Origin of the sequence: Polycladomyces subterraneus (genome assembly GCF_030433435.1) — a bacterium.
GTDB classification, from domain to species: Bacteria; Bacillota; Bacilli; order Thermoactinomycetales; family JIR-001; genus Polycladomyces; species Polycladomyces subterraneus.
The window spans coordinates 16,666-43,098 of sequence record NZ_JANRHH010000003.1 but is presented as its reverse complement, the minus strand read 5'-3'; the positions used below and the strand labels follow the sequence as shown (position 1 = coordinate 43,098).

Annotated in this window: 27 protein-coding genes, 2 tRNA genes and 3 pseudogenes; 20 read left to right on the top strand and 12 right to left on the bottom strand. The window is 50.3% G+C overall.

Translation table 11 applies throughout. From position 1 onward, the window contains the following. Window positions 1-141: 141 nt before the first annotated feature. The 14 genes from NWF35_RS00345 (at window position 142) to NWF35_RS00280 (ending at window position 12,156) form a co-directional block, all read left to right on the top strand. A complete protein-coding gene (locus NWF35_RS00345; RefSeq protein WP_301237125.1) occupies window positions 142-747 on the top strand; it encodes a TetR/AcrR family transcriptional regulator in 606 nt (201 codons plus the stop codon). After that, window positions 731-1,672 carry a 1,2-phenylacetyl-CoA epoxidase subunit PaaA gene (gene paaA / locus NWF35_RS00340; RefSeq protein ID WP_301237124.1) on the top strand — a complete coding sequence of 314 codons (942 nt, stop codon included), beginning with the start codon at window positions 731-733 and terminating at the stop codon, window positions 1,670-1,672. The genes NWF35_RS00345 and paaA overlap by 17 nt, the downstream gene beginning before the upstream one ends. A gap of 250 nt (window positions 1,673-1,922) precedes the next feature. Next, the gene (locus tag NWF35_RS00335; protein WP_301237123.1) at window positions 1,923-2,297 is read left to right on the top strand and encodes a phenylacetic acid degradation protein; all 375 of its coding nucleotides are present in this window, start codon (window positions 1,923-1,925) and stop codon (window positions 2,295-2,297) included. A 15-nt stretch (window positions 2,298-2,312) separates the two neighbouring features. Next, window positions 2,313-3,107: a 1,2-phenylacetyl-CoA epoxidase subunit PaaC gene (gene paaC, locus NWF35_RS00330; RefSeq protein WP_301237122.1), complete on the top strand. Its 795-nt coding sequence runs from the start codon at window positions 2,313-2,315 to the stop codon at window positions 3,105-3,107. 14 nt (window positions 3,108-3,121) lie between these two features. Next, on the top strand, window positions 3,122-3,592 hold the full coding sequence (paaD, locus tag NWF35_RS00325) for a 1,2-phenylacetyl-CoA epoxidase subunit PaaD (RefSeq protein WP_301237121.1): 471 nt from the start codon (window positions 3,122-3,124) through the stop codon (window positions 3,590-3,592). Window positions 3,593-3,716: 124 nt separating this feature from the next. Further along, entirely contained in the window at window positions 3,717-5,045 is a 1,329-nt protein-coding gene (locus NWF35_RS00320; protein WP_301237120.1) for a phenylacetate--CoA ligase family protein, read from the top strand. 42 nt (window positions 5,046-5,087) lie between these two features. After that, window positions 5,088-5,405, top strand: coding sequence for an EthD family reductase (locus tag NWF35_RS00315; RefSeq protein ID WP_301237119.1), 318 nt, complete (start codon window positions 5,088-5,090; stop codon window positions 5,403-5,405). Next, window positions 5,402-6,262 carry a 3-hydroxyacyl-CoA dehydrogenase family protein gene (locus NWF35_RS00310; RefSeq protein ID WP_301237118.1) on the top strand — a complete coding sequence of 287 codons (861 nt, stop codon included), beginning with the start codon at window positions 5,402-5,404 and terminating at the stop codon, window positions 6,260-6,262. Before NWF35_RS00315 ends, NWF35_RS00310 begins: the two co-directional genes overlap by 4 nt. Next, a complete protein-coding gene (locus tag NWF35_RS00305; RefSeq protein ID WP_301237117.1) occupies window positions 6,255-7,022 on the top strand; it encodes a 3-hydroxyacyl-CoA dehydrogenase family protein in 768 nt (255 codons plus the stop codon). Before NWF35_RS00310 ends, NWF35_RS00305 begins: the two co-directional genes overlap by 8 nt. Window positions 7,023-7,163: 141 nt before the next feature. Then, the gene (pcaF, locus tag NWF35_RS00300; protein WP_301237116.1) at window positions 7,164-8,390 is read left to right on the top strand and encodes a 3-oxoadipyl-CoA thiolase; all 1,227 of its coding nucleotides are present in this window, start codon (window positions 7,164-7,166) and stop codon (window positions 8,388-8,390) included. Between the two features lie 47 nt (window positions 8,391-8,437). Beyond that, complete coding sequence (locus NWF35_RS00295) at window positions 8,438-9,937, top strand: aldehyde dehydrogenase family protein (RefSeq protein WP_301237115.1); 1,500 nt, start codon at window positions 8,438-8,440, stop codon at window positions 9,935-9,937. An 11-nt stretch (window positions 9,938-9,948) separates the two neighbouring features. Continuing rightward, window positions 9,949-10,341, top strand: coding sequence for a thioesterase family protein (locus NWF35_RS00290; protein ID WP_301237114.1), 393 nt, complete (start codon window positions 9,949-9,951; stop codon window positions 10,339-10,341). 151 nt (window positions 10,342-10,492) lie between these two features. Next, window positions 10,493-11,320 carry a Gmad2 immunoglobulin-like domain-containing protein gene (locus NWF35_RS00285; protein WP_301237113.1) on the top strand — a complete coding sequence of 276 codons (828 nt, stop codon included), beginning with the start codon at window positions 10,493-10,495 and terminating at the stop codon, window positions 11,318-11,320. Window positions 11,321-11,493: 173 nt separating this feature from the next. Further along, entirely contained in the window at window positions 11,494-12,156 is a 663-nt protein-coding gene (locus tag NWF35_RS00280; protein ID WP_301237112.1) for an NUDIX hydrolase, read from the top strand. Between the two features lie 52 nt (window positions 12,157-12,208). Here NWF35_RS00280 and corA read toward each other — a convergent pair whose 3' ends face one another. After that, window positions 12,209-13,156, bottom strand: coding sequence for a magnesium/cobalt transporter CorA (gene corA / locus NWF35_RS00275; RefSeq protein WP_301237111.1), 948 nt, complete (start codon window positions 13,154-13,156; stop codon window positions 12,209-12,211). A 224-nt stretch (window positions 13,157-13,380) separates the two neighbouring features. Between corA and NWF35_RS00270 the strand changes: the two genes are divergently transcribed. Further along, window positions 13,381-13,466: transfer RNA gene (locus NWF35_RS00270), tRNA-Leu, on the top strand. A gap of 792 nt (window positions 13,467-14,258) precedes the next feature. After that, a tRNA-Pro gene (locus NWF35_RS00265) sits at window positions 14,259-14,335 on the top strand. A gap of 56 nt (window positions 14,336-14,391) precedes the next feature. Here NWF35_RS00265 and NWF35_RS00260 read toward each other — a convergent pair. Beyond that, window positions 14,392-14,608, bottom strand: a pseudogene (locus NWF35_RS00260) (tyrosine-type recombinase/integrase); the annotation flags it as partial. Between NWF35_RS00260 and NWF35_RS00255 the strand changes: the two are divergent. Further along, window positions 14,563-14,877, top strand: coding sequence for a hypothetical protein (locus tag NWF35_RS00255; RefSeq protein ID WP_301237143.1), 315 nt, complete (start codon window positions 14,563-14,565; stop codon window positions 14,875-14,877). The pseudogene NWF35_RS00260 and the gene NWF35_RS00255 overlap by 46 nt on opposite strands. 329 nt (window positions 14,878-15,206) lie before the next feature. Here the strand turns inward: NWF35_RS00255 and NWF35_RS00250 are convergent, their stop codons facing one another. The 6 genes from NWF35_RS00250 to NWF35_RS00225 all read right to left on the bottom strand — a co-directional run bounded on the left by NWF35_RS00250 (window position 15,207) and on the right by NWF35_RS00225 (window position 20,793). Beyond that, on the bottom strand, window positions 15,207-15,398 hold the full coding sequence (locus tag NWF35_RS00250) for a hypothetical protein (protein WP_301237110.1): 192 nt from the start codon (window positions 15,396-15,398) through the stop codon (window positions 15,207-15,209). Window positions 15,399-15,415: 17 nt separating this feature from the next. Continuing rightward, window positions 15,416-17,407, bottom strand: coding sequence for a ferrous iron transport protein B (feoB, locus tag NWF35_RS00245; RefSeq protein ID WP_301237109.1), 1,992 nt, complete (start codon window positions 17,405-17,407; stop codon window positions 15,416-15,418). A gap of 23 nt (window positions 17,408-17,430) precedes the next feature. Beyond that, window positions 17,431-17,658 (bottom strand): FeoA family protein, encoded by a 228-nt coding sequence (locus NWF35_RS00240; protein ID WP_301237108.1) that lies wholly within the window; start codon window positions 17,656-17,658, stop codon window positions 17,431-17,433. Window positions 17,659-18,228: 570 nt separating this feature from the next. Continuing rightward, window positions 18,229-18,360, bottom strand: coding sequence for a hypothetical protein (locus NWF35_RS00235; protein ID WP_301237107.1), 132 nt, complete (start codon window positions 18,358-18,360; stop codon window positions 18,229-18,231). 208 nt (window positions 18,361-18,568) lie between these two features. After that, window positions 18,569-19,207 (bottom strand): YcnI family copper-binding membrane protein, encoded by a 639-nt coding sequence (locus NWF35_RS00230; protein WP_301237106.1) that lies wholly within the window; start codon window positions 19,205-19,207, stop codon window positions 18,569-18,571. Beyond that, window positions 19,204-20,793: a copper resistance CopC/CopD family protein gene (locus NWF35_RS00225; RefSeq protein ID WP_301237105.1), complete on the bottom strand. Its 1,590-nt coding sequence runs from the start codon at window positions 20,791-20,793 to the stop codon at window positions 19,204-19,206. Before NWF35_RS00225 ends, NWF35_RS00230 begins: the two co-directional genes overlap by 4 nt. Window positions 20,794-21,065: 272 nt before the next feature. Between NWF35_RS00225 and NWF35_RS00220 the strand changes: the two genes are divergently transcribed. Both NWF35_RS00220 and NWF35_RS00215 read left to right on the top strand, forming a co-directional pair. Next, window positions 21,066-21,890, top strand: coding sequence for a sensor histidine kinase (locus tag NWF35_RS00220; RefSeq protein ID WP_301237104.1), 825 nt, complete (start codon window positions 21,066-21,068; stop codon window positions 21,888-21,890). Then, window positions 21,891-22,535, top strand: coding sequence for a response regulator (locus NWF35_RS00215; protein ID WP_301237103.1), 645 nt, complete (start codon window positions 21,891-21,893; stop codon window positions 22,533-22,535). Window positions 22,536-22,782: 247 nt separating this feature from the next. Here NWF35_RS00215 and NWF35_RS00210 read toward each other — a convergent pair whose 3' ends face one another. Beyond that, window positions 22,783-23,259 (bottom strand): hypothetical protein, encoded by a 477-nt coding sequence (locus NWF35_RS00210; protein ID WP_301237102.1) that lies wholly within the window; start codon window positions 23,257-23,259, stop codon window positions 22,783-22,785. A gap of 378 nt (window positions 23,260-23,637) precedes the next feature. Here NWF35_RS00210 and NWF35_RS00205 point away from each other — a divergent pair. Beyond that, window positions 23,638-23,805 (top strand): annotated as a pseudogene (locus NWF35_RS00205) (DeoR family transcriptional regulator); the annotation flags it as partial. Between the two features lie 66 nt (window positions 23,806-23,871). Here NWF35_RS00205 and NWF35_RS00200 read toward each other — a convergent pair. From NWF35_RS00200 to NWF35_RS00190, 3 genes and pseudogenes are all read right to left on the bottom strand, one after another. After that, the gene (locus NWF35_RS00200) at window positions 23,872-24,063 is read right to left on the bottom strand and encodes a hypothetical protein (protein ID WP_301237142.1); all 192 of its coding nucleotides are present in this window, start codon (window positions 24,061-24,063) and stop codon (window positions 23,872-23,874) included. Window positions 24,064-24,760: 697 nt separating this feature from the next. Continuing rightward, the gene (locus NWF35_RS00195; protein ID WP_301237101.1) at window positions 24,761-25,246 is read right to left on the bottom strand and encodes an Hsp20/alpha crystallin family protein; all 486 of its coding nucleotides are present in this window, start codon (window positions 25,244-25,246) and stop codon (window positions 24,761-24,763) included. Window positions 25,247-25,326: 80 nt separating this feature from the next. Next, window positions 25,327-26,307: pseudogene (locus tag NWF35_RS00190) on the bottom strand (glycerophosphodiester phosphodiesterase family protein). Window positions 26,308-26,433: the final 126 nt, after the last annotated feature.

The window sequence follows — 26,433 nt, the reverse complement described above, 5'->3', positions numbered from 1 at the left end:
GCTTCACCTCCCCGTTCAGGGTGAGGTTTTTGTTTGCCCTTCATTCACTATTTCTATTTTCTTACTCTTGACAAGATTTCATCATGGGCGGTAAGCTATAAACAAGCAAGCGCTTGCTTTAAGTGGAAAGGAAGAACCGTCATGCCCAAAGTGGGACGTAAAGAGGAAATTCTGGCTCATGCCCGCAAGCTTTTCAGCGTCAAAGGATACCACGGCACAACCATTCGGGACATATCTGAGCGAAGTGGCATTTTGTCCGGTAGCCTGTATGCGCATATCCGTTCCAAGGAAGATTTGCTGTTCGACATCACCAACCGCGGAGCGGATGCTTTTTTGGAAGCGCTTACCCCAATCGTGGAAGGAGAAGACTCCGCGATCGATAAATTGCGCAAAGCATTGATCGCCCACATCCGGGTTGTGGCCAATCATTTGGATGCAGCGACGGTTTTTTTTCATGAATGGAAAGCGCTTTCAAACGATCGCCGGGCGATTATCCAATCCAAACGGGACACATATGAATCGATGTGGAACAGGTTGCTGGAGGAAGGTGTTCAACAGGGAGAATTGTCCTGTCGTGATCTCAAATTTACCCGCCTGTTGATCTTGTCCGCAGGTAACTGGCTGTACCAGTGGTATCGACCTGACGGTGGACTGAGCCCGGAAGAGATCGCCGAACGTTTTATGGAAGTGATTTTGCACGGTATCGCCGCGCAGGGAGGAGGGATCGAGGATGATCGGGCAAGATGAACGATATGCGCGCTTTATGGAGCGCATTCACCGAGGAGAAAAAATCGAGGCGACGGATTGGATGCCGGACGAATACCGACAATTGCTGATCAAACTGATCCATATGCACGGTGTCAGCGAAATCATGGGAGCGTATCCCGAGAAGGAGTGGGTTCCGAAAGCTCCTACCTTGCGTCGTAAGTTAGCGATCATGGCCAAGGTGCAAGATGAAATGGGGCACGGGCAACTGCTGTTACGCGTGGTGGAGGATCTGGCTGCCCCGCTTGGCAAAACACGGGAGGATCTGATCACGGATATCTTTTTGAGTCGGGTCAAATTTCATAATGTGTTTCATATGCCGGCAGAGACTTGGGCTGATGCCGGGGTGATCGGCTGGCTGGTGGACGGCGCGGCCATCATCAATCAGGCGGCCCTGCTGGATACGTCCTACGCGCCTTATGCCCGGGTGCTGAAGAGGATCTGTGCTGAGGAGAGCTTCCATATGCAGCACGGGGAGAACATCATATTGGCTCTTGCACAAGGGACGAAACAACAACGGGACATGTTGCAGGATGCGCTCAATCGCTGGTGGGAGTCGCTCTTGTTCTTCTTCGGACCGGTGGAAGTGACACCAGCTGCCCAACGCATGTTGGATTACCGGATCCGGACCAAGACCAATGAAGAACTGCGTCAAAAATTCTTCGACAAGTATATCCCGCGGATTCGCTCCATCGGGTTGACTATTCCGGATCCGAAATTACACTACGACGAGAAGCGGGGGCGTTGGATGTATACGGAACCGGACTGGGACAAATTTGCCAGGATCGTGAAAAACAACGATGGGCCGAAATCGCGGGAACGGATTGACTTGCGCAGGATGGCGCATGAAGAACAACGATGGGTGCGGGAAGCGATGGTGAGATCCAGGCAGATGGCGGCGGTTTGACACTCCGCACGGCTAAAGCACCACAGATACTTTCTCTGGTCGCCGCGGGATCCTTGGGTAGTTGACGCCCTCCGTTCATTTCTGCCTTCGAACGGCTCCTCAGTTCAGGGGTGTGCCATCATCCCGTCCCATATGGTTTTGCGCCAAACACGGAAGGTTTGATCGCGAGCCATTTTCTTTTCAATGAAGCGTGCATCGCAGGCTACTGGGATCAACCGGACGGATCAGGCGCATCAGGGGGGTGATTAAAATGACTGTGAAAAAGACACGGCCCGAATACGGTGTATACGAAGTGTTTGTGCAAAAGACGCAGATGGATCATCACGTGCATGTGGGAAGTGTGTTGGCTCCGTCTCCCGAGATGGCTCTGCAGACGGCACGGGAAAATTTCTTGCGACGAGATCGCGCGGTCAATTTGTGGGTCGTGCCGAGGGAGCACGTGTATGCGACGCCGTATGAAGGGGATTTTTTCGCCCGGGAAATGGATCGCAAGTATCGCGAAGTATCCGGTTATACGGAAAACGGACGTCTGTGGCGCATGTTCAAAGAACGGGCCCTCTATCTGGAAGACATCGTGCGTCACGTGGGGGTAGAGGAAGCCAAAACAGAGCAATCCAAGCGTTGACTGGGGTTGAAGAAGATGCGAATGGAAAACGCAGAACAAGCCAAACAATCGGAAACTTACCGTGCAGCACTGGTCGACTTGTTGTATCAGCTGGCCGATGATGAGCTTTGTCTTGGCCATCGGGATTCGGAATGGCTGGGATTGGCTCCGGATATCGAAGAGGATGTGGCGTTCAGTTCCATTGCGCAGGATGAAGTGGGTCATGCCACCTATTATTTCAATCTGTTACATGATTTGGGCGAGGAGAACCCCGACCGGATCGCTTTCGCCCGTGAGGTGAAAAGGTGGAGAAATGCCGTGTTGTTGGAACGCCCCAACGGAGATTGGGCTTACAGCATCGCCCGCCACTTACTGTACGACGTTTTTGATGACATACGATTGGAAGCGATTACACATTCCGGTTATCGTCCGTTGGCGGAAGGTGCCCGTAAAATCCGTCGGGAGGAGACGTACCATTTGCAGCATTTCCGCCTGTGGTTCACCCGTCTCGGACAAGCCGGCGGGGAAGCGCAGGAACGGTTGGTACAGGCGGTGAACCGGTTGTGGCCGGATGTGGGGGGATTGTTCTCTCTCGGCATGTATGAAGCTGCTCTGATTGAAAACGGCATCCTCCCCATGAACGGAGAAGAGATGAGACGTCGATGGGAAGAACGGATTCGTCCGGTGATGGATGAGGCGGGTATCCCTTGGCCGGGTGAAATATCCATCCCCCGTGTCAACGGACGCCTGGGGGAACACACGGACGATTTGTCTGAAATGCTCGACACCATGAGCGAAGTGTACCGGTTGGACCCCAACGCTGTGTGGTAAAGGAGGGTCACGTCATGCCGACAACGGAACAGACGCTGTGGTCCGTCTTGGACGAAGTGAAAGATCCGGAGATTCCCTCGATTAGCATCGTGGAGTTGGGCATGGTCAACCGGGTACAGTTGGACGACGGTTGTGTCAGGGTGGAGATGACGCCGACGTTTGTCGGTTGTCCGGCGATCGGCATGATCCGGCAAGCGGTGCAGGAACGATTGGCCGCTCTGGATGAGATACGGGAAGTGGAAGTTGTGGTAACGATGGACCAGCCCTGGACGACGGACCGGATCACGCCGGAAGGCAGAGAGAAGCTACGGGAGTTCGGTATTGCTCCCCCTGTTGACGGCAGATCGGGTTCGCTGGTGCCTGATTGCCCCTATTGCGGTGCGGACAACGGTGAAGTGCACAATTTGTTCGGACCCACAGCCTGTCGGGCCATTTTCTACTGCAAACGATGCCGTCAGCCTTTTGAAGGAATGAAACCCGTCTAAGTCTCATGATGAGATGGCTCATCCGTAGCATACGGATTTACCAACTTGCTTTCGACAGTAAGGATCCAGAGTGAAGAAGATGACTTTCGCAGGATGGAACGCGCGATAGAAGGGAGGAGCCCCGATGTTTCAACCGGAATGGGAAGCGATGCCGCGTGATGAGTTGCTCCGTCTACAGTCGGAGCGACTGCGTCAAACGGTGGAACGGGTGTATCACCGGGTGCCGTTTTACCGGCGTCAGTTAGATGAGCGTGGTATCAAGCCGGAGCAGATTCGAAGCGCGGAGGACATCACCCGGTTGCCGTTTACTCGCAAACAGGACTTGCGGGACCAATATCCATTTGGATTGTTCGCCGTTGATTTATCGGAAGTCAAACGGCTCCACGCTTCTTCCGGCACCAAAGGGAAACCGACGGTGGTGGGGTATACCCGCAGAGATTTGGACAACTGGGCTGATTTGTGCGCACGGTCCATCGTAGCTGCAGGTGGACGTCCCGGTGACGTGTTTCACAATGCGTATGGCTATGGATTGTTTACAGGCGGATTGGGTGTGCATGCCGGAGCGGAACGACTCGGTGTGACACTGGTGCCGGCTTCCGGCGGCAACCGCTCCCGACAGGTAACGCTGATCGAGGATTTCAAGCCGCGGGGCATTGCTGGAACCCCATCGTTCATCCTTAGTTTGGCGGAAACAATGGAGGAGATGGGCAAGGACCCGGCGAGCTCTTCCCTGGCGTACGGCATTTTCGGCGCGGAACCGTGGTCAGAGGGGATGCGGCGCACGCTGGAAGAAAAATGGGGCATCCATGCCGTGGACATTTACGGTTTGTCCGAAGTGTTGGGACCGGGGGTCTCCATCGAATGTTGGCAAGCGAAGAATGGGTTGCACATCGCAGAGGACCACTTCTTGGTCGAGGTGATCGATCCAGACACGGGAGAGCCGTTGCCAGACGGTGAGACGGGAGAGTTGGTTTTTACCACCCTGACCAAGGAGGCGATCCCGGTGATCCGTTACCGGACGGGCGACATCGCCGCCGTGTACCGCGAGCCGTGCGTTTGCGGCCGTACCCACGCTCGCATGTCCCGAATCAAGGGGCGGGTTGACGACATGCTGATTATTCGCGGGGTGAACGTCTTCCCGTCCGAGTTGGAGCATGTCCTCTTGCAAGTGAAGGAGGTGACACCCCACTACCAAATCATCATCACACGGGAAGGGACATTGGATCATTTTACCGTGGAAGTGGAAGTCTCGGAATCTTTCGAAGCACGAATCGGTGACCGTCCGTTGACGGAGCACGCGGATGGAGTACGGCTGATCGATCGTTTGTGCCGCTTGTTTAAAGACAATTTGGGCGTGACGACGCAAGTGATTTTGCGCAGACCGCGTGAAATTCCTCGTAGTGAAGGGAAAGCGGTGCGTGTGATCGACCGCAGAGTGCCGCAGTTGGGATGAGTAAGATGGAAATCTTCAATTTCTATAGAAAGAGGGATCCACATGACCAAATTGATCGCCATTTACCGTCAACCGGAGGACAAACAAGCATTTGACGAGCACTATTTTAAAGTGCATGCGCCGCTGGCAAAAAAAATGCCGGGTTTAAAGAAGATCGAAGTGACCCGGTTTGTCGGCACACCGATGGGAGGGGAGTCCCCGTATTATCTGATGGCGGAAATGGTGTTTGAGAATCGGAAAGCATTGGACGAAGCAATGGTTTCTGCGGAGGGGCGTGCTGCAGCGAAAGATCTGATGGGCTTCGCTGGCAAATTGGTGACGATGATGATCGGTGAGACGACCAGCGGTGATGAAAAGTGACGGTTGAACCGATTGTGCGGACGGCCGTGGTGGGTGCGGGTACGATGGGCAACGGGATTGCAGAAGTGCTGGCGACGGCGGGGAAGCGGGTCGTTTTGGTCGACGTCTCCTCATCCGCTCTTGAACGCGGCATGCAGGCGATTCGTGACCGTTTGCGCCGGCGTGTGCAGAAACAGCGGATGACGGCGGAGGAGATGAAACAGGCGCTGAACCGGATCGAGTCGTCTGGCGACCTGTCTGCTGTTGCCGAGGCCCAGTTGGTGATCGAAGCGGTGGTGGAGCGTCTGGACGTAAAAAAGTCGTTGTTTGCCCAATTGGATGAGATCGCCGACTTGGAAGCGATTTTAGCCACCAATACCTCTTCTTTGTCGGTGACGGCGATCGCCTCGGCCACGAAGCATCCCGAACGGGTGATCGGCCTGCACTTTTTCAATCCGGCTCCCGTCATGCCACTGGTGGAAGTGGTCCACGGGCCGCTGTCAGAACGGGAAGTGGTTGATCAGGCGATGGCGTTTGTCAAGGAGATCGGCAAGGATCCCGTGAAGGTGACCGACACCCCTGGGTTCTTGGTCAACCGTGTGGCGCGGTCGTTTCACAGCGAAGCATTCCGTCTTGTCGGGGATCATGTGGCGGAAAAACAACAGGTGGATCGCATCCTACGTGCGGCTGGTTTCCCGATGGGACCATTTGAATTGCAGGATCTGATCGGCATCGACATCAACTATGCCGCCTCATGCTCCGTCTACGAAGGGTATTTCCACGATCCGCGTTTCCGTCCCCATCCGCACCAGCGGCAACTGGTGGAAAGCGGTGCGCTCGGCAAAAAGACGGGAAGGGGGCATTACCGCTATGAATGATATCGTGCTGATCGGTGACGGACCTTTGGCGAAAGAAACATCGGATCTGTTCAACGAACGGGGCTGGACCGTATGGCCATTGGACCAATTAGATCAACCGTTGTCATCGTCTTGTGCGGTGGTGGACACGGTTACCGGACCTGTGGAAGAGAAAAAGCGGTTGCTGCGCCGGGCAGCGGAGCTCGTGCCGATCGATGCCCCGATCTGGACAAATACGCTTCATGTGACCGCGACGCAGGTCGCCTCCTGGATGCCGCACTCCGAGCGGGTCGGCGGTTTCTCCCCGTTAATGATCCAGCAGATGCCCTTGGTGGAGGTTTGTCGTCCGCTACAGGCGGAAGATGAAGACGTGTGGGACAAGGCCCTGCAACTGTGGCGGCATGTAGGCAAACAAGTGGAAGTGGTCGGGGACGAACCGGGCTTGGTCTTCCCCCGCACTTGGGCGATGCTGGTCAACGAAGCCGCATTTGCACTGACGGAAGGCGTAGCGAAAGCGGCCGCCATTGATCTGGCGATGAAAAAAGGGACCCGTATTCCCATGGGACCGTTGGAATGGGCCGACACGATCGGGGTCGACCAGGTGGTGTGGATTTTATCCGGTTTGGTGCGCGAGCTGGGAGAGGATCGCTATCGTCCGGCTCCCCTCCTGCGCAAAATGGTGTACGCCGGTTACACCGGACGTGCAGCCGGACGTGGTTTTTATCGGTACAACGCTGACGGGAAGCGGCAATCCTCTGAAATTAGCAAGGTCAGTATGTAGGGTGTTCCGGTTATTCGTTGTTCATCTGTAAAAGAGTGGCCGTCATTCTGTCAAGCGATCTTTGCAGAGCGAAGACGGTGCGAGACGGGAAAGCGAAGCCGACCAATACATCGAGCACGCTCTAGGAAAAAGAACGGACATATGAGCAAAGGGGGAGAAACCGTGCGCGAAGCTGTCATTGTGGATGCGGTCCGAACGCCATTTGGACGGTATAAGGGAACACTGAGCCGCGTGCGCCCCGATGATCTGGCCGCCCATGTCATCCGCGCCTTGTTGGAAAGAAATCCGTCGGTCGACCCCGCGCGCATCGAAGACGTCATTTTCGGTTGTGCCAACCAGGCCGGGGAAGACAACCGCAATGTGGCCCGCATGGCTGCGCTGTTGGCGGGATTGCCCGAGGAGACGGGCGGCGTGACCGTCAACCGTTTGTGCGGGTCCGGCCTGGAAGCGGTCAATCAGGCGGCAGCGGCCATCGCGGCTGGTTGCGGCGACATTTTCATCGCCGGTGGTGTGGAGAGCATGTCAAGAGCCCCGATGGTGATGCTGAAGCCGGAGGAACCGTTTCCCCGCGGCAATCAGACGTTGGTGGACACCACGCTGGGCTGGCGGTTCGTCAACCCGAAAATGACGGAGATGTTTCCGCCGCTCAGCATGGGGGAAACGGCTGAAAACGTCGCCGAGCGATACGGTGTGACCCGTGAGGACCAGGATGCTTTCGCTCTGCGCAGCCAACAGCGAGCCGCCCGTGCATGGGAAGAAAACCGTTTTGCTGACGAGATCGTTCCCGTGATGATTCCGGTTAAACGCGGAGAACCTGTGGTGTTCAACAAGGATGAACACATGCGTCCAGACACCACATTGCAAAAATTGGCATCCCTCCGTCCGGCATTTCGCGAAGGCGGCACTGTGACCGCCGGCAACTCGTCGGGAATCAACGACGGTGCGGGTGCGCTCCTGATCATGGAACGGAGCGTCGCCCAATCATTGGGACTGAAACCGCTGGCCCGCATCGTCACCTTTGCCGTATGCGGCACCCATCCCAACTACATGGGCATCGGGCCGGTTGGGGCGACGAAAAAGGCACTGGCACGAGCCGGGCTGTCCGTCGCCGATCTGGATCTCATCGAATTGAACGAGGCATTTGCCGCTCAGGCGCTTGCCTGCATCCGTGAACTCGGTTTGGATGAGGAAAAGGTGAATGTCAACGGGGGCGCGATCGCGTTGGGCCATCCGTTGGGGGCCAGCGGTGCGCGGATTATTGGCACAATGGCCTATGAATTGCGAAGACGAGGAGGCCGGTATGGTCTGGCCACGATGTGTATCGGCGTGGGACAAGGCATCGCCACCATCGTGGAACGGGTGGAATGAGTTTGGTGAAGGGTAAAATCATATGAAATCAAAGGGGAGGAGCACTGATGCTGAAAGAGAAGATCGCGTTGTTGCAGGATGAGTATCATCTGTTGATCAACGGGGAAAAAGTGCCGAGCAGTTCCGGGGAATGGTTTGAAACGTTCAACCCGGCCACGGGGGAAGTGATTGCACGGGTAGCCAAAGCGACACGCGCCGATGTGGACAAAGCGGTGGAAGCGGCGCGTCATGCATTGGAGCAGGGAAAATGGGCAAAATGGCCAGCCTCCCGGCGCGGGCAAATTCTTAATCGAATTGCCCAGATCATGCGTGAACGCTTCAACGACTTGGTGGAACTCGAGGTACTCAACAGCGGGAAAGCCATTTCCGCCGCCCAGGGTCAGGTGCAGCAGGCGATTGAGGATTTTGAGCTGTATGCAGGTGCCGTAACGACGATTTCCGGCAGTACCAAACCGGTACCCAACGGCTTTTTTCACTACACAGTCAAGGAGCCGGTTGGGGTTTGCGCACAAATCGTGCCTTGGAACTATCCGTTGATGATGGCGGCTTGGAAAATCGCCCCGGCGTTGGCGGCGGGATGCACCATCGTGCTGAAACCCGCGTCGCTCACGCCGCTGACCGCGCTCGTATTGGCCGATATTTGTCACGAAGCGGGTGTCCCGGCTGGTGTGATCAACGTCATCACCGGCAGTGGTTCTGATGTAGGTGCTTACCTGATCGAACATCCCGGTGTGGATAAAGTGGCCTTCACCGGTGAAACCACGACGGGCAAAGACATCATGGCCAGAGCTTCCGACACCCTGAAGCGGGTGACGCTGGAGCTGGGCGGCAAATCGGCTAATATCATCTTTCCGGACGCCGATTTGGACGCAGCGGTGAACGGCTCCGTTTTCGGCATCTACTACAATACCGGTCAATCCTGCGAAGCGCGGTCCCGTCTGCTGGTGCACGAATCGATCTACGACGCATTTTTGGAAAAGTTTGTGGAGAAAACGAAGAAACTGAAACTGGGGGATCCGTTCAGCAAAGAAACGCATGTTGGCGCCGTCATTTCACAGGCACAATGGAATGTGATCGACTCTTACGTCAAATTGGCGCAGGAAGAAGGAGCGCGTGTCCTTTACGGCGGCAAACGGCCGGAAGGACCAGAGTTTGAGAAAGGGTATTGGTACGAACCGACGGTCATTGTGGATGTGACGAACGATATGCGTGTGGCTCAGGAAGAGATTTTCGGACCGGTCGTTGTGGTCATCAAATTTTGTGACGAACAGGAAGCGGTCCGCCTGGCAAACGACACCATTTACGGACTGGCCGCCGCACTGTGGACCCAGGATTTCTCCCGTGCACACCGTGTAGCCGGGCAACTGAAAGCGGGTGTCATCATGATCAACAACCCGTTCTCCGCCTTCCCCGGACTGCCGTTCGGCGGTTACAAACAATCCGGATTTGGTCGTGAGCTGGCCATCGAGTCGATCGACCTGTATACGGAAACGAAGAGCGTCCTCTCCTATATCGGGACCAAACCGCTGAATCCGTTCGGCGTGTGAGGTGTTTTTCGGTGAAACCGGGATTGCATCCGGGTCACAAGGAAACGATGACCGTCACGGTTGCGGAGGAAATGGCGGCTTCCTTTGGTGGAAAGATGATTCATCCGACGCTCTCCACTGTCACCATGGTGTACTACATGGAATGGGTAGGCAGGAAAGTGATCCTGCCCTTCCTGGAGGACCACGAAGAAGGGGTAGGGGCGGCGATTGAGGTGAAGCACCGCGCCCCCGCTCCTATCGGCAAGGTGGTCACATTTACCGCCGAAGCGGTGGAAGTAAGGTCCAACAAAGTGGTGTGTCGCGTAACGGCGGAACACGATAAGGCGTTGGTCGGGGAGGGAACGTTTATACAGGCGATTCTCGCGCGCCAACAAATCCGAGAGCGACTCGAAGCAATGCGGTGAATCAAATTGCCCCGATGGGTCACCATCGGGGATTTTTGTTGTTGAACAAAAATCACGATCTGGTCCGCTGATGAGGGGTAGCAAGGTGATCAACCTGCATATATTACAGCGATGTTACATTCCGATGGAACGAAAGGCAAGTGAATAGGCCATGCGCGGAAAATGGATGGTACTGTGGTTGAGTTTCGTGTTGCTGGCAGGGTGTTTCCAAGCGACCTCACCGAGTCCGCCAACGTCACCAGCCAACGACGTTCAGTTGGATCAGACATTGGTGATCGCGGAGAAAAACGGAAGCGTCACTTTCGACTTAAAGTTAAGGAATAACGGAAAGAAGAATGTTCGGCTCATGTTTTCAAATGAACCCGTCTCTTTTACCATTGTCCAAAAAGGAACCGAGATCGCTCATGTGGAAGTAGATAGTGGTCCAAACGAGAATCACGAAGTGATACTGGCCCCGTCGGAGCAAGTTCAATGGCGGAGCGTTTGGGATCTTCAAGCGGCAGGCCGGCGTGTTCCGGCGGGAACTTATGAAGTGGAGGTGAGGTTGATGCCGGACAAGGTAAACGGAGAAGCCCCACAGCCGCATCAATTCCTGGTAAAAGGTACGTTTGAGGTCCATGCGGCATCGACACCGGACAGGAAACCGGTAATACCGGAGCCCAAGCTTGAAAACACAGCGTTCCGTCAATTGCGTGTCGTCGGAGGCGAAGGAACCTATCGCGTGACAGGGGAAGCACGTGTGTTTGAAGGAGTTTTCAACTATGCAGTTACCGATGGACACCGATATCTGACTCGTGGTCGTGTACAGGCGGAAAACGGAGCTCCCAGTTGGGCACCGTTCACCTTGGAAATCTCGATTCCGCGTGATCAATTGCCATCCAACGGGACATTGATCCTCGAACTGTATAAAGAAAGTTCAAAAAACGGTTCACGTTTGCATCAAAAGGAAATCGTGCTGGAAGAGTTCCGTCCGGAATGAGATGCTCCAAATGACAGCCGCGGAGGTGTAACGCGGCTGTTTGGCATGTCTAAGATAAAAGGAGGGTACCTTTGACGATACCTGTCTGTTTGCAAAATATACCCAATCAAATCTGTGTACGGGTCCTTCCAAATCCGATCCAACTTCCAGCCACTTTGAGACGGGAGATCTCCGTGCATTGGGATCGCTTGAAACAGGAAGGAAAGACCTTTGAGAATGGCACCATCTTTACCATCCGGGATTGGTACCATGAGCCCGACAGACTGGACGTCACATTGATGCGCACTCGATATGACCATTATCTCTATTCCATACACCATCAAACGACAAATCCATGGGCCTGCCGTGTGATGTATGCTTGTGCTTTGACGGAGACGTCCGACGGTTATTGGGTAATCGGAGAAATGGCGGATCACACGGCATCCCCAAATCGGTTGCAGTTGGCGGGTGGCGGGATTGACGAATCGGATGTGAAAGGAGATCAGGTGGATTTCCTTCACAGTGTCATCCGTGAGGTACAGGAAGAGCTGGGGATCGACCTGTTACAGATAATGGACGATGTCCAAATCCAGCCTTTGTATCTGAAAACAGGGGGAGAACGTCATTCTGTCACACTCATTTATCGTTTGGGTCTGCCGATGACAGTAGAAGACATGCGACAACATTACGCCGCATACCTGCATCGCCTGCGGGAGGAAGGAATAAAGCCGGAATTTGCTTCTCTCATATGGATCAAAAAGGAAAAATCGGAAGTCACCCGTTTTTTGCAGTACGATCGGCGCCTCCGCGTCGATTATCTCACTCCGTTGTTGACCAAGCTGGTTGAGAACGAGTGAAATATACGAAACCGCAGGCATAGGGGATGAGTGCCTGCGGTTGAGTTTGGATTCACTCCAGCCATCCTTTCTTTTTAAACCAGATGTACATGGAGACGCCGACGGTAGCCATCAACCCCAAAACGGCAAAGTAGCCGTAACGCCATTTCAGCTCGGGCATGTATTCGAAGTTCATCCCGTATATACCGGCGATAAACGTCAACGGCATAAAAATGACTGTGAACACTGTCAATGTCAGCATGATGGAATTCATCCGGTCAGCCTTAATCGACATGTAGTGATCGCGCATGTCGGACGTCAGCTCCCGATTGGCTTCGATCATCGCCGTCAATTTCAACAGGTGGTCGTAGATATCGGTGAAATACAGCTTCAAGCGCTTGGTTTCCTTGAGAAAATCCATATTGAGCATGCGATACAGCATTTCACTCGTTGGTACGATGGTTTTTCTGAGCGCGAGCATGTCACTGCGGATGCGGAATAAACGGCGCGTGATCACGCGATGGGGTCGGTTGGTCCCATCATCTAATTCGTTGATACGATCCTCCAGATTGTACATGGCGGGGAAATATTGGTCTACAATCCGATCCATTACCGAGTACAGTACATGCATCGGCCCCAATTGGATCGATTGGGTATCAGCGGACACCGCCTCCCAGGCGGAATCAATTTCGTTCAGACGGGAAAAATGAAACGAGACCACATACCGGTCACCGACAAACAGATCCAGCTCTTCGGTCTTCAAGGTGTCCGGATTCAGCGAATGTAGGACATAAAATTGATATCCTTCATATAAGTCCAGTTTGGGGCGTTGTAGAAAGTGAAGACAATCTTCGATAGCCAAGGGATGAAAATGAAAATGATCGTGTAACAGCGCGGATTCGTCTTTGTTGGGTGCTTCAAAATCCACCCAATACCAGGAAATATCCGCACGATCCAGTTGTTCCAACGGCAAGTCCCGTTCCAGCGTGCCGTCCGCTTTGACAGCCAATGTGCGAATCAACCGTATGCCTCCCTTGCTCCCATTGTAGTATTTCATGTCGGACAACATTTTATTCGGTTTCTGATTAGTGGATCCTCTTTTCATTTCAATGATAATCGTCCTTTAAATGTCGGAAAAATAAAATATCAAAAAGGCTGTTGACAGTTCGTCCGATCCGTTATAGAATTAAATTCGTCACGACGCGATCGAAAATGAGAGAGACAAAAACGAAATCAAAGCATCATGCCGAAGTGGCGGAATTGGCAGACGCGCACGACTCAAAATCGTGTGGTCTCTGACCATGTGGGTTCGACTCCCACCTTCGGCACCAAAAACGTTGTGGTAACGGGGATTTCCTATGATGGAGTCCCCGTTATTTTTATTTCATTAGAGACCAAAATAGTGCGTACTGAGTCTTACACGAGGTTCGGGGGCATGCGCACGATTCAAAACACAGGAGGATGACCCGTAATTTGGGCTAGTATCCCTTACACTCATGACTAAGGCTGCATATGAGTATCGTGGGAGCTAAAAGTAAATGAAAGGGAGTGTAGGTTTGGGTGTATTTTTCATACAATTTAGATTCTTATAGTCCGTATTACAATCTCAATGGCGTAGGTGTCGAAGAGTACCCGTGTGTCGTTGGGTACGAGATCGATGGGGCAACCGGCGACGAGTTTGCCGATGGGTTTGGCGTTATAGGCTCAGACACAGATGGCCCGTACGAGCTGAAGAGGCCGAAGGGATATAAGGACCCGAAGGACACGGAATGGCAAATGGCCGTTCATTTTCAAAACGTTGCCGTATTCGCGGCAAAACACCCGTATGTGACTCAAAAATCGTGTGGTCTCTGACATGTGGATTGACTCCACCTTCGGCACCAAACGAGAAAACGCAGGCTCATGATAAGAGCCTTTTTTTGTGGATAAAGTGGAAAAGTCATTGATTTGGCACACAACCTCTGGCAAACTTTTTGATAAGTGTTTCCCTTCACGGGAAATCACATGTTTAATGCAGGAAAGTATGAATCGGCAAAAATGAGGTTGACTTTTTCTCGCGTTCCGCTTATAATATCTTTTGCCTGTTTCACAAACTATTTATGAGATGAATAATGAATCATTGTCGGGGCGTGGCTCAGCTTGGTAGAGCACCTGGTTTGGGACCAGGGGGTCGCAGGTTCAAATCCTGTCGCCCCGACCAGTACGGACGGGCTTTTCACGGCCCGTTTTTTCTTTTACTGGCCGGATTGCAAACCTTTATCTTGATAAAGTGCTTTTCCGGTCCATTTGAAGCACTTGGTCAATTGCTTCTGCTGCTTCTCTTTGCATGGGAATCACATGGGAATATATATCCGGGTGATTCCGATCGAAGAGTGCCCTAACCGTTCAGAAACGATTTTCGGGTGAATCCCTTGTTTTAGGAGAGCATTGTGGCGTGGGTGTGCCGGTGATCGTGGAAGCGGATCTTGGGAACGAAGAAAAGCTGCTGCGAAACGGGAAATTCCTTATGGGTTGGCCCAAGCGATCGCGGCAGGTGTGGCCTCCACGTTTGGCCTGAAAAAGAAAGCCGCACCGCAACCCGCTTTTAATCCGCAACCGAAATCGCACCCGAAGCCGATGCATCGCGTTATCGATGACGGTAAGGCGGTGATCAATTCCGCTTATGATGAAAAGATTCTTGCAGCGGTTGAAACGGCACTGAAGAATAGGGCGAAAAGGGTATTGGTGGGAGAGGTTCGATGATTTAGAATAATTGTTGACCAAGATCTTTAGAAGAAGCCGTGTTGGTTTCTTTCAGGTTTCTAGAAGTCATTTTAAGATTTGATTCACGTCAAAGGATCAGTGCTAGCCGTGGGCTGTCAAATAGATATCTCTGTAAGGTATTAGTTGGAGAAACGACCGTAACGTCGCTGCATCAACCGTAGCAAAAGCAGACGTAGACCCGTCCTTAAATTTGAAAAAGGACGGGTCTCGATAATTTGGCATGTTAAATTTTCGCCGTCGTATTGTTCTGGCGGGCGAAACTGATAGACAGGTACCAACTTCTGTAATAGAGACATCCCGAAGAAAATTTATGGCACTTGTGACGGCGTTTGGTGCCCTCCATCTTTTGTAGCTATGTCTTGTACTTTGTATTTTTTCAGCGAACAATCGCAGCCGGCACAGTCGCCAGTCGAGCAACAGCCTACGTTCATACGGCGCACAAATTTATAGAGCTGCCAGCTGGCAAAACCAAGCACGGCCGTTATCACCACGTAGATCATGGTAATATCTCCCTTACCTAAAAGATTAGCTGACTGATATGATAGACCACAAATGCCACGACCCAGGCTATTGCCACGCTGTAGCCAACCGAGATCAGCGTCCATTTAGAGGATCCGGTCTCGCGCCACATCATCACAACGGTAGACACGCACGGTGTATAGAGTAGAACAAAGAACAGAAACGCTAGTGCCACCGGCTGGGTAAAAGTATGGTGCAAGAGATCGCCGAGCTTGCCATCGTCTCCGGCACCGTACACGATGCTCATTGTGGACACAACGACCTCTTTTGCTAGGAAGCCAGTCACGAGAGACACACCTGCCTGCCAAGTAGCAAAGCCGAGCGGCGCAAACAGCGGTGCGATCAAGCCGCCGATCGCGGCGAGCCAACTGTGCTCAATCGGGGCAAATCCGTGCCAGGAAAAGTGGCCGAGGAACCAGATCAACACCGACATCCCGAAGATAATGGTGCCGGCCTTACGGACAAAACCTTTGGCTTTGTCCCAAGTATGCAGGAACAGGCTTTTCAGCATCGGTGCACGGTAGGGTGGTATCTCAAGCAAAAAGGTACCTTCTTCGGCGTGCACAAATTTTTTCAGCAAAAACGCTGTCAGAATCGCCACCACGATCCCAGTGACGTAGAGTGTGAATACCACGGCCGCCCCGCCGTGTTTGAAGAAAGCGGCTACGAATAGAGAATAGACCGATAGCCGTGCTGAGCAGGACATGAATGGTGAAATCAGGGCAGTGATCAGGCGACTTTTTGGATCTTCCAACGTGCGAGTCGCCATGATTGCCGGGACGTTGCAGCCGAAGCCGAGGATCAACGGAATGAACGCTTTACCATTCAGTCCGATCATTGACATGAAGCGATCCATCAGCACGGCTGCCCGTGCCATGTAGCCGGAGTCCTCCAAAAAAGAAAGGCAAAAGAACAGAATGCCGATCTGCGGCAAGAATACGAGCACTGAGCCGACACCAGCCAGCACGCCGTCCGTCATCAGCTGAGTGAACCAGTCCGGACTGCTCATCGCGGTGAGACCAGCCTTTAACCAGTCCGTAAGTGGGCCACTGATCCATTCGTCGAGCTGGTCAGACAGCGAAGTGCCGATCCAGCTGAAAGTGATTTGAAAAATGAGATACATAAATCCGAGAAAAATAGGAATCCCGAGCACGGGATGCAGAAGAAGGCTGTCGATGCGGTCACTCCAGGTGCGCCCCGCCGGGTTCTGGCTTTGCTGTGTCACCTCGCAGATGATCTTTTCGATGAAGTCGTAACGCGCGTTGCGGATACGATGCTCGATAGCTGCAGGATAAGCAGCGCGTACTGCCTCCATTTGCTGAATCAACTCGGCCGGCAACTGGTGACGTAAGATTTCTTCTACTGTTTCGTTTCCTTCCAGCCACATCAAGGCCAGCCAGCGACGGCTTGTGCGAAAATTCCACGGAGACGAGGCAAGCAGAGTGTCCAGATCACGGATGGCCGCTTCAACCTCGGTGGGATACGGTACGGTCAGTGTCGCGTTCTGCACGCCCTCGCGGAGCAGATCGATTAGTTTGTCGTGCCCATTTGCCTTGCGTGCCACCATTGGAACGACAACGGCTCCCAGTATCTTCGCAAGGGCGGGGATGTCGATCTGCAGACCACGGTCTTTGGCGATATCCATCATGTTCAGACAAATGACGCTTGGCAGACCCATTTCAAGTAGCTGTACGGACAGGTAGAGATTACGCTCCAGGTTGGAGGCGTCTACGATGTTGATCAGCGTGTGCGGAGACTCTTTGAGCAGGTAGGTGACTGCTAGCTGTTCTTCCAGAGACTGAGCGGACAAACTGTAGATGCCAGGCAGATCGACGAGCACATACTCAGGAAGTTTTTTGATCAGGCCTTCTTTTTTCTCTACCGTTACGCCCGGCCAGTTCCCGACATATTGCCGTGTTCCGGTCAAAATATTAAAAAGCGACGTTTTGCCTGCGTTTGGGTTTCCTACCAACGCCAGTGACTTGTTCATACCCATTTCCTTCTTTCTACAGCTCACGAGACAGACTCGATCTCGATGTTTTTTGCTTCGGTCATCCGGATGCTGACCTGATACCCACGCAATTGTACGACAATCGGCCCGCCAAACGGAGCTTTCCGTACGATCTGTACTTCGGTGCCCGGAAGCATGCCAAGATCGAGAATGCGCTTTTTGTATGTAGGATTTACCATAAGGTCAATCACTTTTGCTTTTTTTCCTGGAATGCAATCGGAGAGACGCATCGGCCCACACTTCCTTTTCTAATACACTTTTCCACCACAAATGATAACGTTTATCATTTTCATTGTCTAGAACCTTTTTCTGGGGTGGTAGCGAAAGTGTATATCACTATCTTCTTGGCAACGGGCGTCCCTGTGTGGACCCTGTGATGCTCCCATTCATCATGATTACGATTTTGAAGCATTGTCGAGCCCTAACTACTTCCATACCGCCAGGCAACCGGTTGAAATTCCGAAGGGAACGCCGATACCCACTGTACATCTTCAAGTTTACAGGGATCCGGAATTGGGTTGGAACCTCCATGAACAATCGACACATATTCAGTATGCACCCAAACATGTGAATGACCCCAACCGGATCGGGGAGGGCCAGGAACTCATCAGCATGCCCCCTTATGTCCATAACGGCAAGAAAATTGAAGATACTGCAATGGAAATAAAGAGTAGCAAGCGGGGGAAAGGCGCATCTTGGTGAAGCATTTTTTTGATTTCTAATCTATGGGTAATGAGCTACGCCGAAGACAGGGCGTGATTCCAAACGTTACACAAGGTGACTTGATACGATGATGTACGTCACGTGGATGATTTGAACGACCAGCGCATTTGCGAATAAAAACGGCGATGGGCGATGGCGGCAAAGATCCCTTGCTCTTTTAACGGTCGCTTAACGTGCGCTTCACGATCATTGTCATTGGAACGATCCAATTTCTTACGTTCTTCTCCGTGACTAACAACCATCTGAAGGTTGAATTTGTTCTTGTTTGCGTTCGCCAAACGCTGAGTCCGTATACATTTCTTTCCCCGCGATCAGTCCGTTGTTGGCTTCGGGATGAATGATAAGTCGATGGTAATGTCGTCAAAAAAGACTGCTGACAAAATAGTATGTCAGCAGTCTCAGGAACTAACATATACTTTATGCATTTGGTTTTTTACGGAAAAATGAAATGAGAGAAAGAACGAATGCCAGTCCAGCTAGAACAATCGAGATGATGTTGAGAGTAGAACTCGAAGAGGATGTGGCCACAGTTGTATGATTGGATACCATTGGCTCATGTTGCATAGTGCCGGTAGAATTAGCTTGATCTGAAGTTTTGATGGCAGTGACGGATGCCGGAGTGTCTGAATCAGGGGCTCCGGTCCAGTGAACGACGGATCCATCCGCGTATGTTTGATCTGCTCTCCAAGCAATCGTTCCTTTGGTTTTCGGATTTTGAGCGACAAAGGAGAACTCCATAAACTCGTGCGGTTTAATTCCGCCATTGGTTGCAGTCCAAATCAAAGCGATATCTTTTCCATCTTTCCCTTTCTCAAATTGATAGTTCCAACCCGATACCGGCATGACTGATTCAACTTGCACTCCTTGCGGGAATTCCAAGCGCACTTTTGTTGTATTGACATTTTTCTCACTAGGAACCCGTACCGTGTACTTCTCCCAAGTACCGGTGATAGATTGTTTGGGCCAAACGGTTACGTGTGCTTCAGCAACCGTTGTAAAGGTGAGAATAGACCCGGCAAATAACAATACTGCGATCCATTTCGTAATTTTTTTCATGATCCTTCTCCTCCCTGAATTTCAACGTGATCTTTCCATTCGTTGTAAGTTCCATCCGGATATTCGGCTTCAATCTCGATTTGCCAATCACCCGAAAAACTAAACGGAACAGAGCCTACATATTGATGAGGTTCCTCCTTTTCTTTTAAAACGATGGAGGGCAACCTCACTTGTTTATCTGGAACGGAAAGTTGAACAGTCACCCGTTCCGGAATGGGGCTGTTGAAAGGAAATTGGACCGTGATCGGTTGATGACCCACTTGCAAATGTGCGATTTCGACTCGAATCGTTTTCTGTTGACTGATGAGTGTTTTTTCATAATGTTGAACAGGTATGGGAAAAGTAGAGTGACTGAGCCAAACGCCTGCAAAGAGAACCAGAACTCCGATCAACCACTCCAGTTGCAGCAGAAAACGGTTGTAGGTTTGTTTGATTCGCCCCATCATGGTTTGCACCAATGCAATCAACAACATGACCATGAACAACGTGATTTTGACCCATAACAGAGAGGTCCATACAGTGAACGTGCGGATGACCTTGTGCCAATCGCTTTGTACAGACACCATCCATAATCCCGTGATGAAAAGAATCATCGCAGAAGACGATGCCAAAAAAAATACATCAGAATAGAGAAGCTTTTCATCCGGGAATGCGTTCTCTTTTCTTTTCCAGCGATACAAAAGAACAAGATAGGTCAGAATCCCCAGCCAAAGGGCGATTGAGACAATGTGCAGCTCGCGTAGCAACCACGCCGCCCAGAAATGGGATGTGCCCCAGACATGTCCACCCATGGCAAAGGACAAAATGAGCAACAGCCATATGGCCAAATACCACCCTTCGATCATGTTCGGAAGGGCTACAAGCATCAGAAGAAAAAGTTGCACCAGGATCATTTGGATGTAATGAGAATCCATTAAGGCGATCCATGTCTCGCTTGCGCCCCATCGAAGAGAAGGCAATGTCTGTACATAGAGAACACCATCAATCAAGACAATGCAGAATAGAAACCAATTTCGGATCGTCTTTCTTTGAACGAGTGATGACAAGTCAGGAAGTCGATGGCGAGAAAACCACTGCGCAACCCATTTCAACCCGCCGATCAGGAGGATGGCCGTCTCGGAAAGAAAATGCCAAACTGTTGAAAGCCAATTGATGAAATGAGAACTTGTTGAGAAAGTTGGATTGATTTTGGTATCAGAAGGATGTCCAACTGAAAAAGTAATCGCCCCTCCCACAGGATGACCGTCCTCGGAAACCACATTCCAAGCAATAGTGTAAGTGCCGTTGGGCAAAGAAGAAATCGAAGAAACAACACGAGTCGGATCTTTTGTATCCAGATGTGGTTCAATATCGATCTCTCTGCCTTGTGCATCAAACAATCGAATCTGAAACAATCCTTGCTGCAACGGTTCGCTAAAACGTAACCAAAATTGAGAGGGTGAATGTGCAAGAACCTGCTGATCTTTAGGATTAGACTCTAATAAAAAGGCATGTGCCCAACAGTTGGTTCTTGGAACAAATAAAAGAGCAAAAAGCAGGGTGACTAGAAAAAATGCTTTTAACCCACGTGGTTGCAGCCATTTCATTTTTCATCATCCATTGCAATGGATTTGGGATCGTACCCGCTCCCCCCCCCACATGATATCCAATCTCATCAAAAGAACATATAGCTCTATTGAGCCATTTCTTCTAAGCGAGGGTTTTATGCTAAAAAGTTGATGGGGCATTTTTTCTGATTGAAGGGACAAAGAGGAGATGAGGCTGCTCTCTTCTTAGAGGGAGTTTTCAAATCAAATGCAGGAGGCGCAGACATGAGCAGCTATCAGACGACAAAAAGGAACTGAAAGGAAAGATTAGCATGTCATACAAACAAATCAAATGGCTGATTTTAATTATTCCTACCGTTGTCATTGGACTATGGGAATATATTCGTCATGAATTTTTACTCCCTTATATTTCCATGGAATTGGGAAATTGGCTTTCTCCTGTATTCGTCTTCTTAGTCACCATCACGTTTCTAGTTCGGCTCTTTGCGATATACGAGCAATTACAGGAACAACTTAAAAAGGAACAAGAGGAAAAAGCGGTCTTGCAGGAGCGAGAGCGGCTTGCACGTGAGTTGCATGATGGCATTGCGCAATCTTTGTTCTTATGTTCCGTACAGGTAAATCAAATGAAGCATAAGCAACCAAGCGATCAAGAATGGGAAGACTTGGATAAAAGTTTGCGTCAAATCCATGACTATGTCCGTTATTCGATTTCGAATTTAAAAAGCCCTCCTTCTACGACTCGTACTGTCGCGTGGAAAGATCGTATTCAAGAGTTGGTCAAACAATTTCGTTTCAACACTGGCATCTTGACTGATCTGCAGATGGATATGGAAGAAAACCAGCTGACGAACAAAGAGAAGATTGAACTGTTTGCCTGTATTCAAGAGGCGCTGACAAACATTCAAAAACATGCCCATGCTACAGAGGTTACCATCATACTAATTACGACAAAAAACGGTTGGTGTTTGAAGGTGGAGGATAACGGTCAAGGATATAGTGGAAACCCATTTCAACAACCTCAACGCTTTGGATTACGGATTATGCAGGAACGGGCAATCGAGCTAAACGCAACCCTGAGCCTTTCACGACAACAAGGAAAAACAAGATTAGTCATCTGCAAAGGGGAAAGTTAAATGAGTGCTCCATATCGAATCATTATTGGTGATGATCATGAACACGCTCGAAAAGCGATACGAATGATCATAGAGAGTGATCCCGATTTTGAAATTGTGGGGGAAGCCACAAATGGACAGGAAGTGATCCAGCTTACCGAAGAAACCATGCCGGATCTTATACTGATGGATATCAATATGCCGGTGCTCAATGGTCTTCAGACTACAGGAATCATTAAAGAGCGTTTTCCATATGTGAAGATCGTGATTATCACAGTTTCCGATGACGCTTCAGATTTATTTGAAGCCTTGAAAAAAGGGGCACAAGGATATCTTCTCAAAAACTTAAATTCTAAGGTTTGGCTGGAGTATTTACACGCATTGGTAACCGATGAAGCTCCCATGCCTCGTGAAGTCGCTTACCGCATTTTAAATGAATTTAATCAGATTTTAGGCTCCATGCAATGTAGTACGCTCACCAAAAGAGAGCAAGAAATTTTAACATTAGTTGCCAAAGGATTGAGTAATAAAGAGATTGCTTCACAGTTAACTATATCTGAGTATACAGTGAAAAACCATCTAAAAAATATTATGCAGAAACTACATCTAAGCAATCGTGTTCAACTTGCACGGTATGCCTATAAGAACGGTTGGATCGAGTCATAATGTACTACCCCGATTAAATCCAGGGCATCTTAGATATAGTGGCAGTTTTTGATGTCGTTTCGTCGATCCAAACAGAAAGACTCGGAGCACTCTAGGAGATTTTTGATCTGTCTTAACTTCGCCGCCACCCTTGACCTTTTTTAAAAATCGGAAGCTCTCTGGCGCCGAACATCATAGGGGTAGATTGGTGTTGTTACTGATGAATATAGAGCCCACTACCCCTTTTTTGGGTATGTGGGCTCTTATCTTAATCAGTGGTCTGTTTTGAGGAAGTTGAATGTGGGTCAGAAGAAACTGAGCGCAGGGTTTCTTGTTGGATAAGCCGAAGGAGGAAGAGCATGATCACGATAAAAACGACATTCATGAATCCGACAATGAGCACCGGATTCTCCGGGGCGACCATTACCCCAAGCATTACCCCCATCATCCCCCCCATAATCCCGTGCAACATACTATCCAATGAGGCGAGAAGTTGAACAGGCTTTCCTATAAAATACCCCACAGCCATCCCTATGAGTACGGAATAAATGGTCGGTGCCGTCATCTGTTGAAAAAGTACGCCTAAGACTGTGCCTATGAGGAGACTGACCATCATTGTAGATCCCATGGCGATCTTCATCCCGATCGTTCGTGACAAAGTATTTCGACGACGATAAACCGAATTAAAGAGGTAGGTGGTGAAGCCTAAAACAGAGAGAACACTGCTAACGAGAACCAGCACCAAAACGATTCCCCCTTTCTTTTACTTTTATTCTCCATGTTTATTTCATGTATGGAAAGAGGGAGTTATTCCCCCCACACGGCTTAAACCGTGGAATGTTTGGGTCGTTAGCGTCTTCAGTTCGTTTCCATTTTGGACAACGCTCAAGTTCAGGGATATCACGGTAAAGTAAATGGAATCAGACGAGTCCACTGTGGGACCGGATTTTTCCCCACTACCTTCCAGAATTGATTTCTATTTGCGTGAAAAATCCATCAAAACGGCACGATATTATCACATACTCTATTGCTTTTGTTTTTTAGGGATTGATACACTGTTCTTAGTTATGTTTTGTGTGAATATGTTATAAACATAACAAAGTAGTCGGGGGAGGGATATCTAATGTTGCCCACAGAACGAAGAGAACGTATTCGCCAACTGATCCAAAAAAGAAAGTACATGAAGATTTCTGAACTGAGCGAAATACTGGAAGTATCTGAGATGACCATACACCGGGATCTCAAACCGTTGATTGAAGAAGGATGGGTAACAAAAACCCACGGTGGAGTGACATGGAACAGGGAAGTAAATACTTCGACCCATACTGGATGTGTGCTCTGTGGTCGTCAACCAGATTCACGCTTGATCTACCGCTTGGTATTGACCGATCAACGGATTGAAACAGCTTGTTGCAGCCATTGCGGGTTGCTCCGTCATCGACAGATCAAAGAAGAAGTCTTTCAGGCCATGTGCCAGGATTTCTTTACGAATACCACGATCAGTGCAAATCGGGCTTGGTATGTCATGGATACCGAAGTCGATTTCCATTGCTGTCATCCCCAGGTTTTGTCTTTTGAACAGAAGACCATAGCCGAGAAGTTTGTGAAAGGATTTGGCGGTATAGCGCTATCGTTTTCCGAAGCAATCGACCGGATTCACGATCAAATGAATCGGAGCTCGGGATGCGGACGCAAACATTCTCATTAAAAAGGAGCGTGGAACCATGTTGTGGAAACGGATCATTTTCAGTATTGTTGTGGCATCGTTGTTTCTGTGTTTGACCGCTTGTGGCGGAGGTCAACATCATGATCATCATGAACATCATCAGGGATATGGAGAACCTTCTTCCTCTATTATCTTGTAAGGTTTCCAATCCAATATAAACCGTTCGTAAGACCCAATGTACACACATCTAACCTACATCGAGGAGAGATCTCCATGTCCGTTACAGAACTGATGACAAACGAAAGAAGTTTGTTGCAGCGTATGGTGAACCGACGATACATCAATTGTGGCGATGAACGGATGGTAGAAAACATAAACGAAAGGAGAAAGTATACAGATAACACATGAAGACTGGTTCCTATCACAAGGAACCAGTCTTCTTTGAGTAAGTATTTTCTCAAAGCAGGGGACCGATCAAGTTAGTGATGTTCGCCATTGGCTTGCAACTGTACAGTAAGACTCGGGGTGATTCTCGTAAGTATGTTTCTCCGCCACGGTACACAGCCGAAAATATTGTACGTTACGTGTTACTGAAGCGGGTTATCGTCCCGGATATCAATCTGTCGGGTGTTTTGGTTTGATCTTTGGGAATCCGGATGTAGAGGACGCCGTTGCGTCTTTTCGCCGTAATTCCCTGGGGATCAGCGTTTTCCGGCAAGGTGAAGGAACGGTGGAAAGCACCGTAGCTGCTCTCCATGACGTGAACACGCCCCTCTTTTTCCCGTTCGGTTTTGCGTCGTTTTTCCCCTTTGATGACTAATGTGTTTCCGTGTACCTCGATGTTCACATCCTTGACATCCATTCCCGGAACCTCCACTTCCACCATATAGTGATCCTCATGTTCCTCCACATTGAAAGTGGGCATGAAAGTCCCGCGCTCTGCGAGGAAATCACCGTCGGTCAAGAAAGGCTGCCCGAAAAAACGTTGGAATGTCCGATTCAACTCATGGCGAAAATGGGTGATCGGGATGCGGTCAAAAGGATCAAACCGTTGGAGCCAAGCCACTCATACCACTCCTTGTACAAAGGCTTCAGTGTGGCTTATCCCCAACGGTTTATTCACAGACCTATCGAAGTTTATCAAGCCTATCTTTTGTTGAATAAGGGAGCCATTCGATCAATGCAATTGGTCCAGATTCCACCCGTGTAATGGTCAGGTAGGCGCTTGATATCCTCCATCCGATCAAACCCATCGGAGTAACCTCCCCCTCCTGCCACAAGTATGACACGGGTGTCATGTTCCTCCATCCGATGAAGGAAGCGATGGGGCCACCCCCAAAGCCAAGGCCCGATTTTTTCAGGGATATGTAATTGTGTATGGGAGCATGCATCCGGCGTGTAACCGGTCCATCCGATTGCGAAGTACGGAATGAGGCAAGCCTTTATTGTGGCTTTTGACATGACCCGTAAGTCGGGGAGGCGTTGATGCAAGGTTTCAACTGGCTCATCTCCACCATATACCGTGATTTTAATCAGGCGATCCTTTAGCAGTTTCGAGAGATAGGCCACAAGTTGAACACCTTCATTCGGATCATTGCTTTTGATATGAATCAATAGTGACTGATTGGGAAAACGCTCCATCACTTCGTCAAGAGACGGCATCAAACCAATTCCTTTCCCCCGGAAAGGAAAAGTTTTCCCACCATCGGCGGTGTAACCATATCCAATATCGAGTTTCTTCAGTTCGGCTAAAGTATGATCTCTCGTTACGCCTTTTCCGTTCGTTCGACAATCGAGCGTCCAGTCATGAAATACAACGAACTTTCCATCTTTGGTCGGTTGAATATCCAGTTCGACCATATCAGCACCGGCCTTGAACGCTGCTTGCATGGAGGAGATGGTGTTTTCTAGATAGGGATGTTCCGGTGAATGAATACGTTTTGCCGTACAAGTATCATCTGTTAAGCCTTCCGTGTCAAAGGTTTGAGCAAGTCCGCGATGAGCGAGGAGAAATGGTTACCCACTATCCTCCTTTGTAAACAGTGAACTATTATTCAAATAAATGAAAATAAGGATGGCGAGAAATAACCAGATTCTTTTCCGTTTCAACCGCTTCAGTTTGAACATGTTTTCGGTGACCTCCACATAAACGGAAAGTTCAGCATTTCTTCCATGAGTTTCTATTCAAAAGGAAAGCGTAAGTAGTGTCTATCACATGTCTGAATATTTTTCGCCGAATTGTGCCCCCCACGA

What these genes read in the sequence shown, in the direction of transcription:
- NWF35_RS00345 (WP_301237125.1), top strand. Translation starts at nt 142, where the DNA reads ATGCCCAAAGTGGGACGTAAAGAGGAAATTCTGGCTCATGCCCGCAAG.
- paaA (WP_301237124.1), top strand. Translation starts at nt 731, where the DNA reads ATGATCGGGCAAGATGAACGATATGCGCGCTTTATGGAGCGCATTCAC.
- NWF35_RS00335 (WP_301237123.1), top strand. Translation starts at nt 1,923, where the DNA reads ATGACTGTGAAAAAGACACGGCCCGAATACGGTGTATACGAAGTGTTT.
- paaC (WP_301237122.1), top strand. Translation starts at nt 2,313, where the DNA reads ATGCGAATGGAAAACGCAGAACAAGCCAAACAATCGGAAACTTACCGT.
- paaD (WP_301237121.1), top strand. Translation starts at nt 3,122, where the DNA reads ATGCCGACAACGGAACAGACGCTGTGGTCCGTCTTGGACGAAGTGAAA.
- NWF35_RS00320 (WP_301237120.1), top strand. Translation starts at nt 3,717, where the DNA reads ATGTTTCAACCGGAATGGGAAGCGATGCCGCGTGATGAGTTGCTCCGT.
- NWF35_RS00315 (WP_301237119.1), top strand. Translation starts at nt 5,088, where the DNA reads ATGACCAAATTGATCGCCATTTACCGTCAACCGGAGGACAAACAAGCA.
- NWF35_RS00305 (WP_301237117.1), top strand. Translation starts at nt 6,255, where the DNA reads ATGAATGATATCGTGCTGATCGGTGACGGACCTTTGGCGAAAGAAACA.
- pcaF (WP_301237116.1), top strand. Translation starts at nt 7,164, where the DNA reads ATGAGCAAAGGGGGAGAAACCGTGCGCGAAGCTGTCATTGTGGATGCG.
- NWF35_RS00295 (WP_301237115.1), top strand. Translation starts at nt 8,438, where the DNA reads ATGCTGAAAGAGAAGATCGCGTTGTTGCAGGATGAGTATCATCTGTTG.
- NWF35_RS00285 (WP_301237113.1), top strand. Translation starts at nt 10,493, where the DNA reads ATGCGCGGAAAATGGATGGTACTGTGGTTGAGTTTCGTGTTGCTGGCA.
- NWF35_RS00250 (WP_301237110.1), bottom strand. Translation starts at nt 15,398, where the DNA reads ATGATCTACGTGGTGATAACGGCCGTGCTTGGTTTTGCCAGCTGGCAG.
- feoB (WP_301237109.1), bottom strand. Translation starts at nt 17,407, where the DNA reads ATGAACAAGTCACTGGCGTTGGTAGGAAACCCAAACGCAGGCAAAACG.
- NWF35_RS00240 (WP_301237108.1), bottom strand. Translation starts at nt 17,658, where the DNA reads ATGCGTCTCTCCGATTGCATTCCAGGAAAAAAAGCAAAAGTGATTGAC.
- NWF35_RS00230 (WP_301237106.1), bottom strand. Translation starts at nt 19,207, where the DNA reads ATGAAAAAAATTACGAAATGGATCGCAGTATTGTTATTTGCCGGGTCT.
- NWF35_RS00225 (WP_301237105.1), bottom strand. Translation starts at nt 20,793, where the DNA reads ATGAAATGGCTGCAACCACGTGGGTTAAAAGCATTTTTTCTAGTCACC.
- NWF35_RS00220 (WP_301237104.1), top strand. Translation starts at nt 21,066, where the DNA reads ATGTCATACAAACAAATCAAATGGCTGATTTTAATTATTCCTACCGTT.
- NWF35_RS00215 (WP_301237103.1), top strand. Translation starts at nt 21,891, where the DNA reads ATGAGTGCTCCATATCGAATCATTATTGGTGATGATCATGAACACGCT.
- NWF35_RS00200 (WP_301237142.1), bottom strand. Translation starts at nt 24,063, where the DNA reads ATGGAAATCGACTTCGGTATCCATGACATACCAAGCCCGATTTGCACT.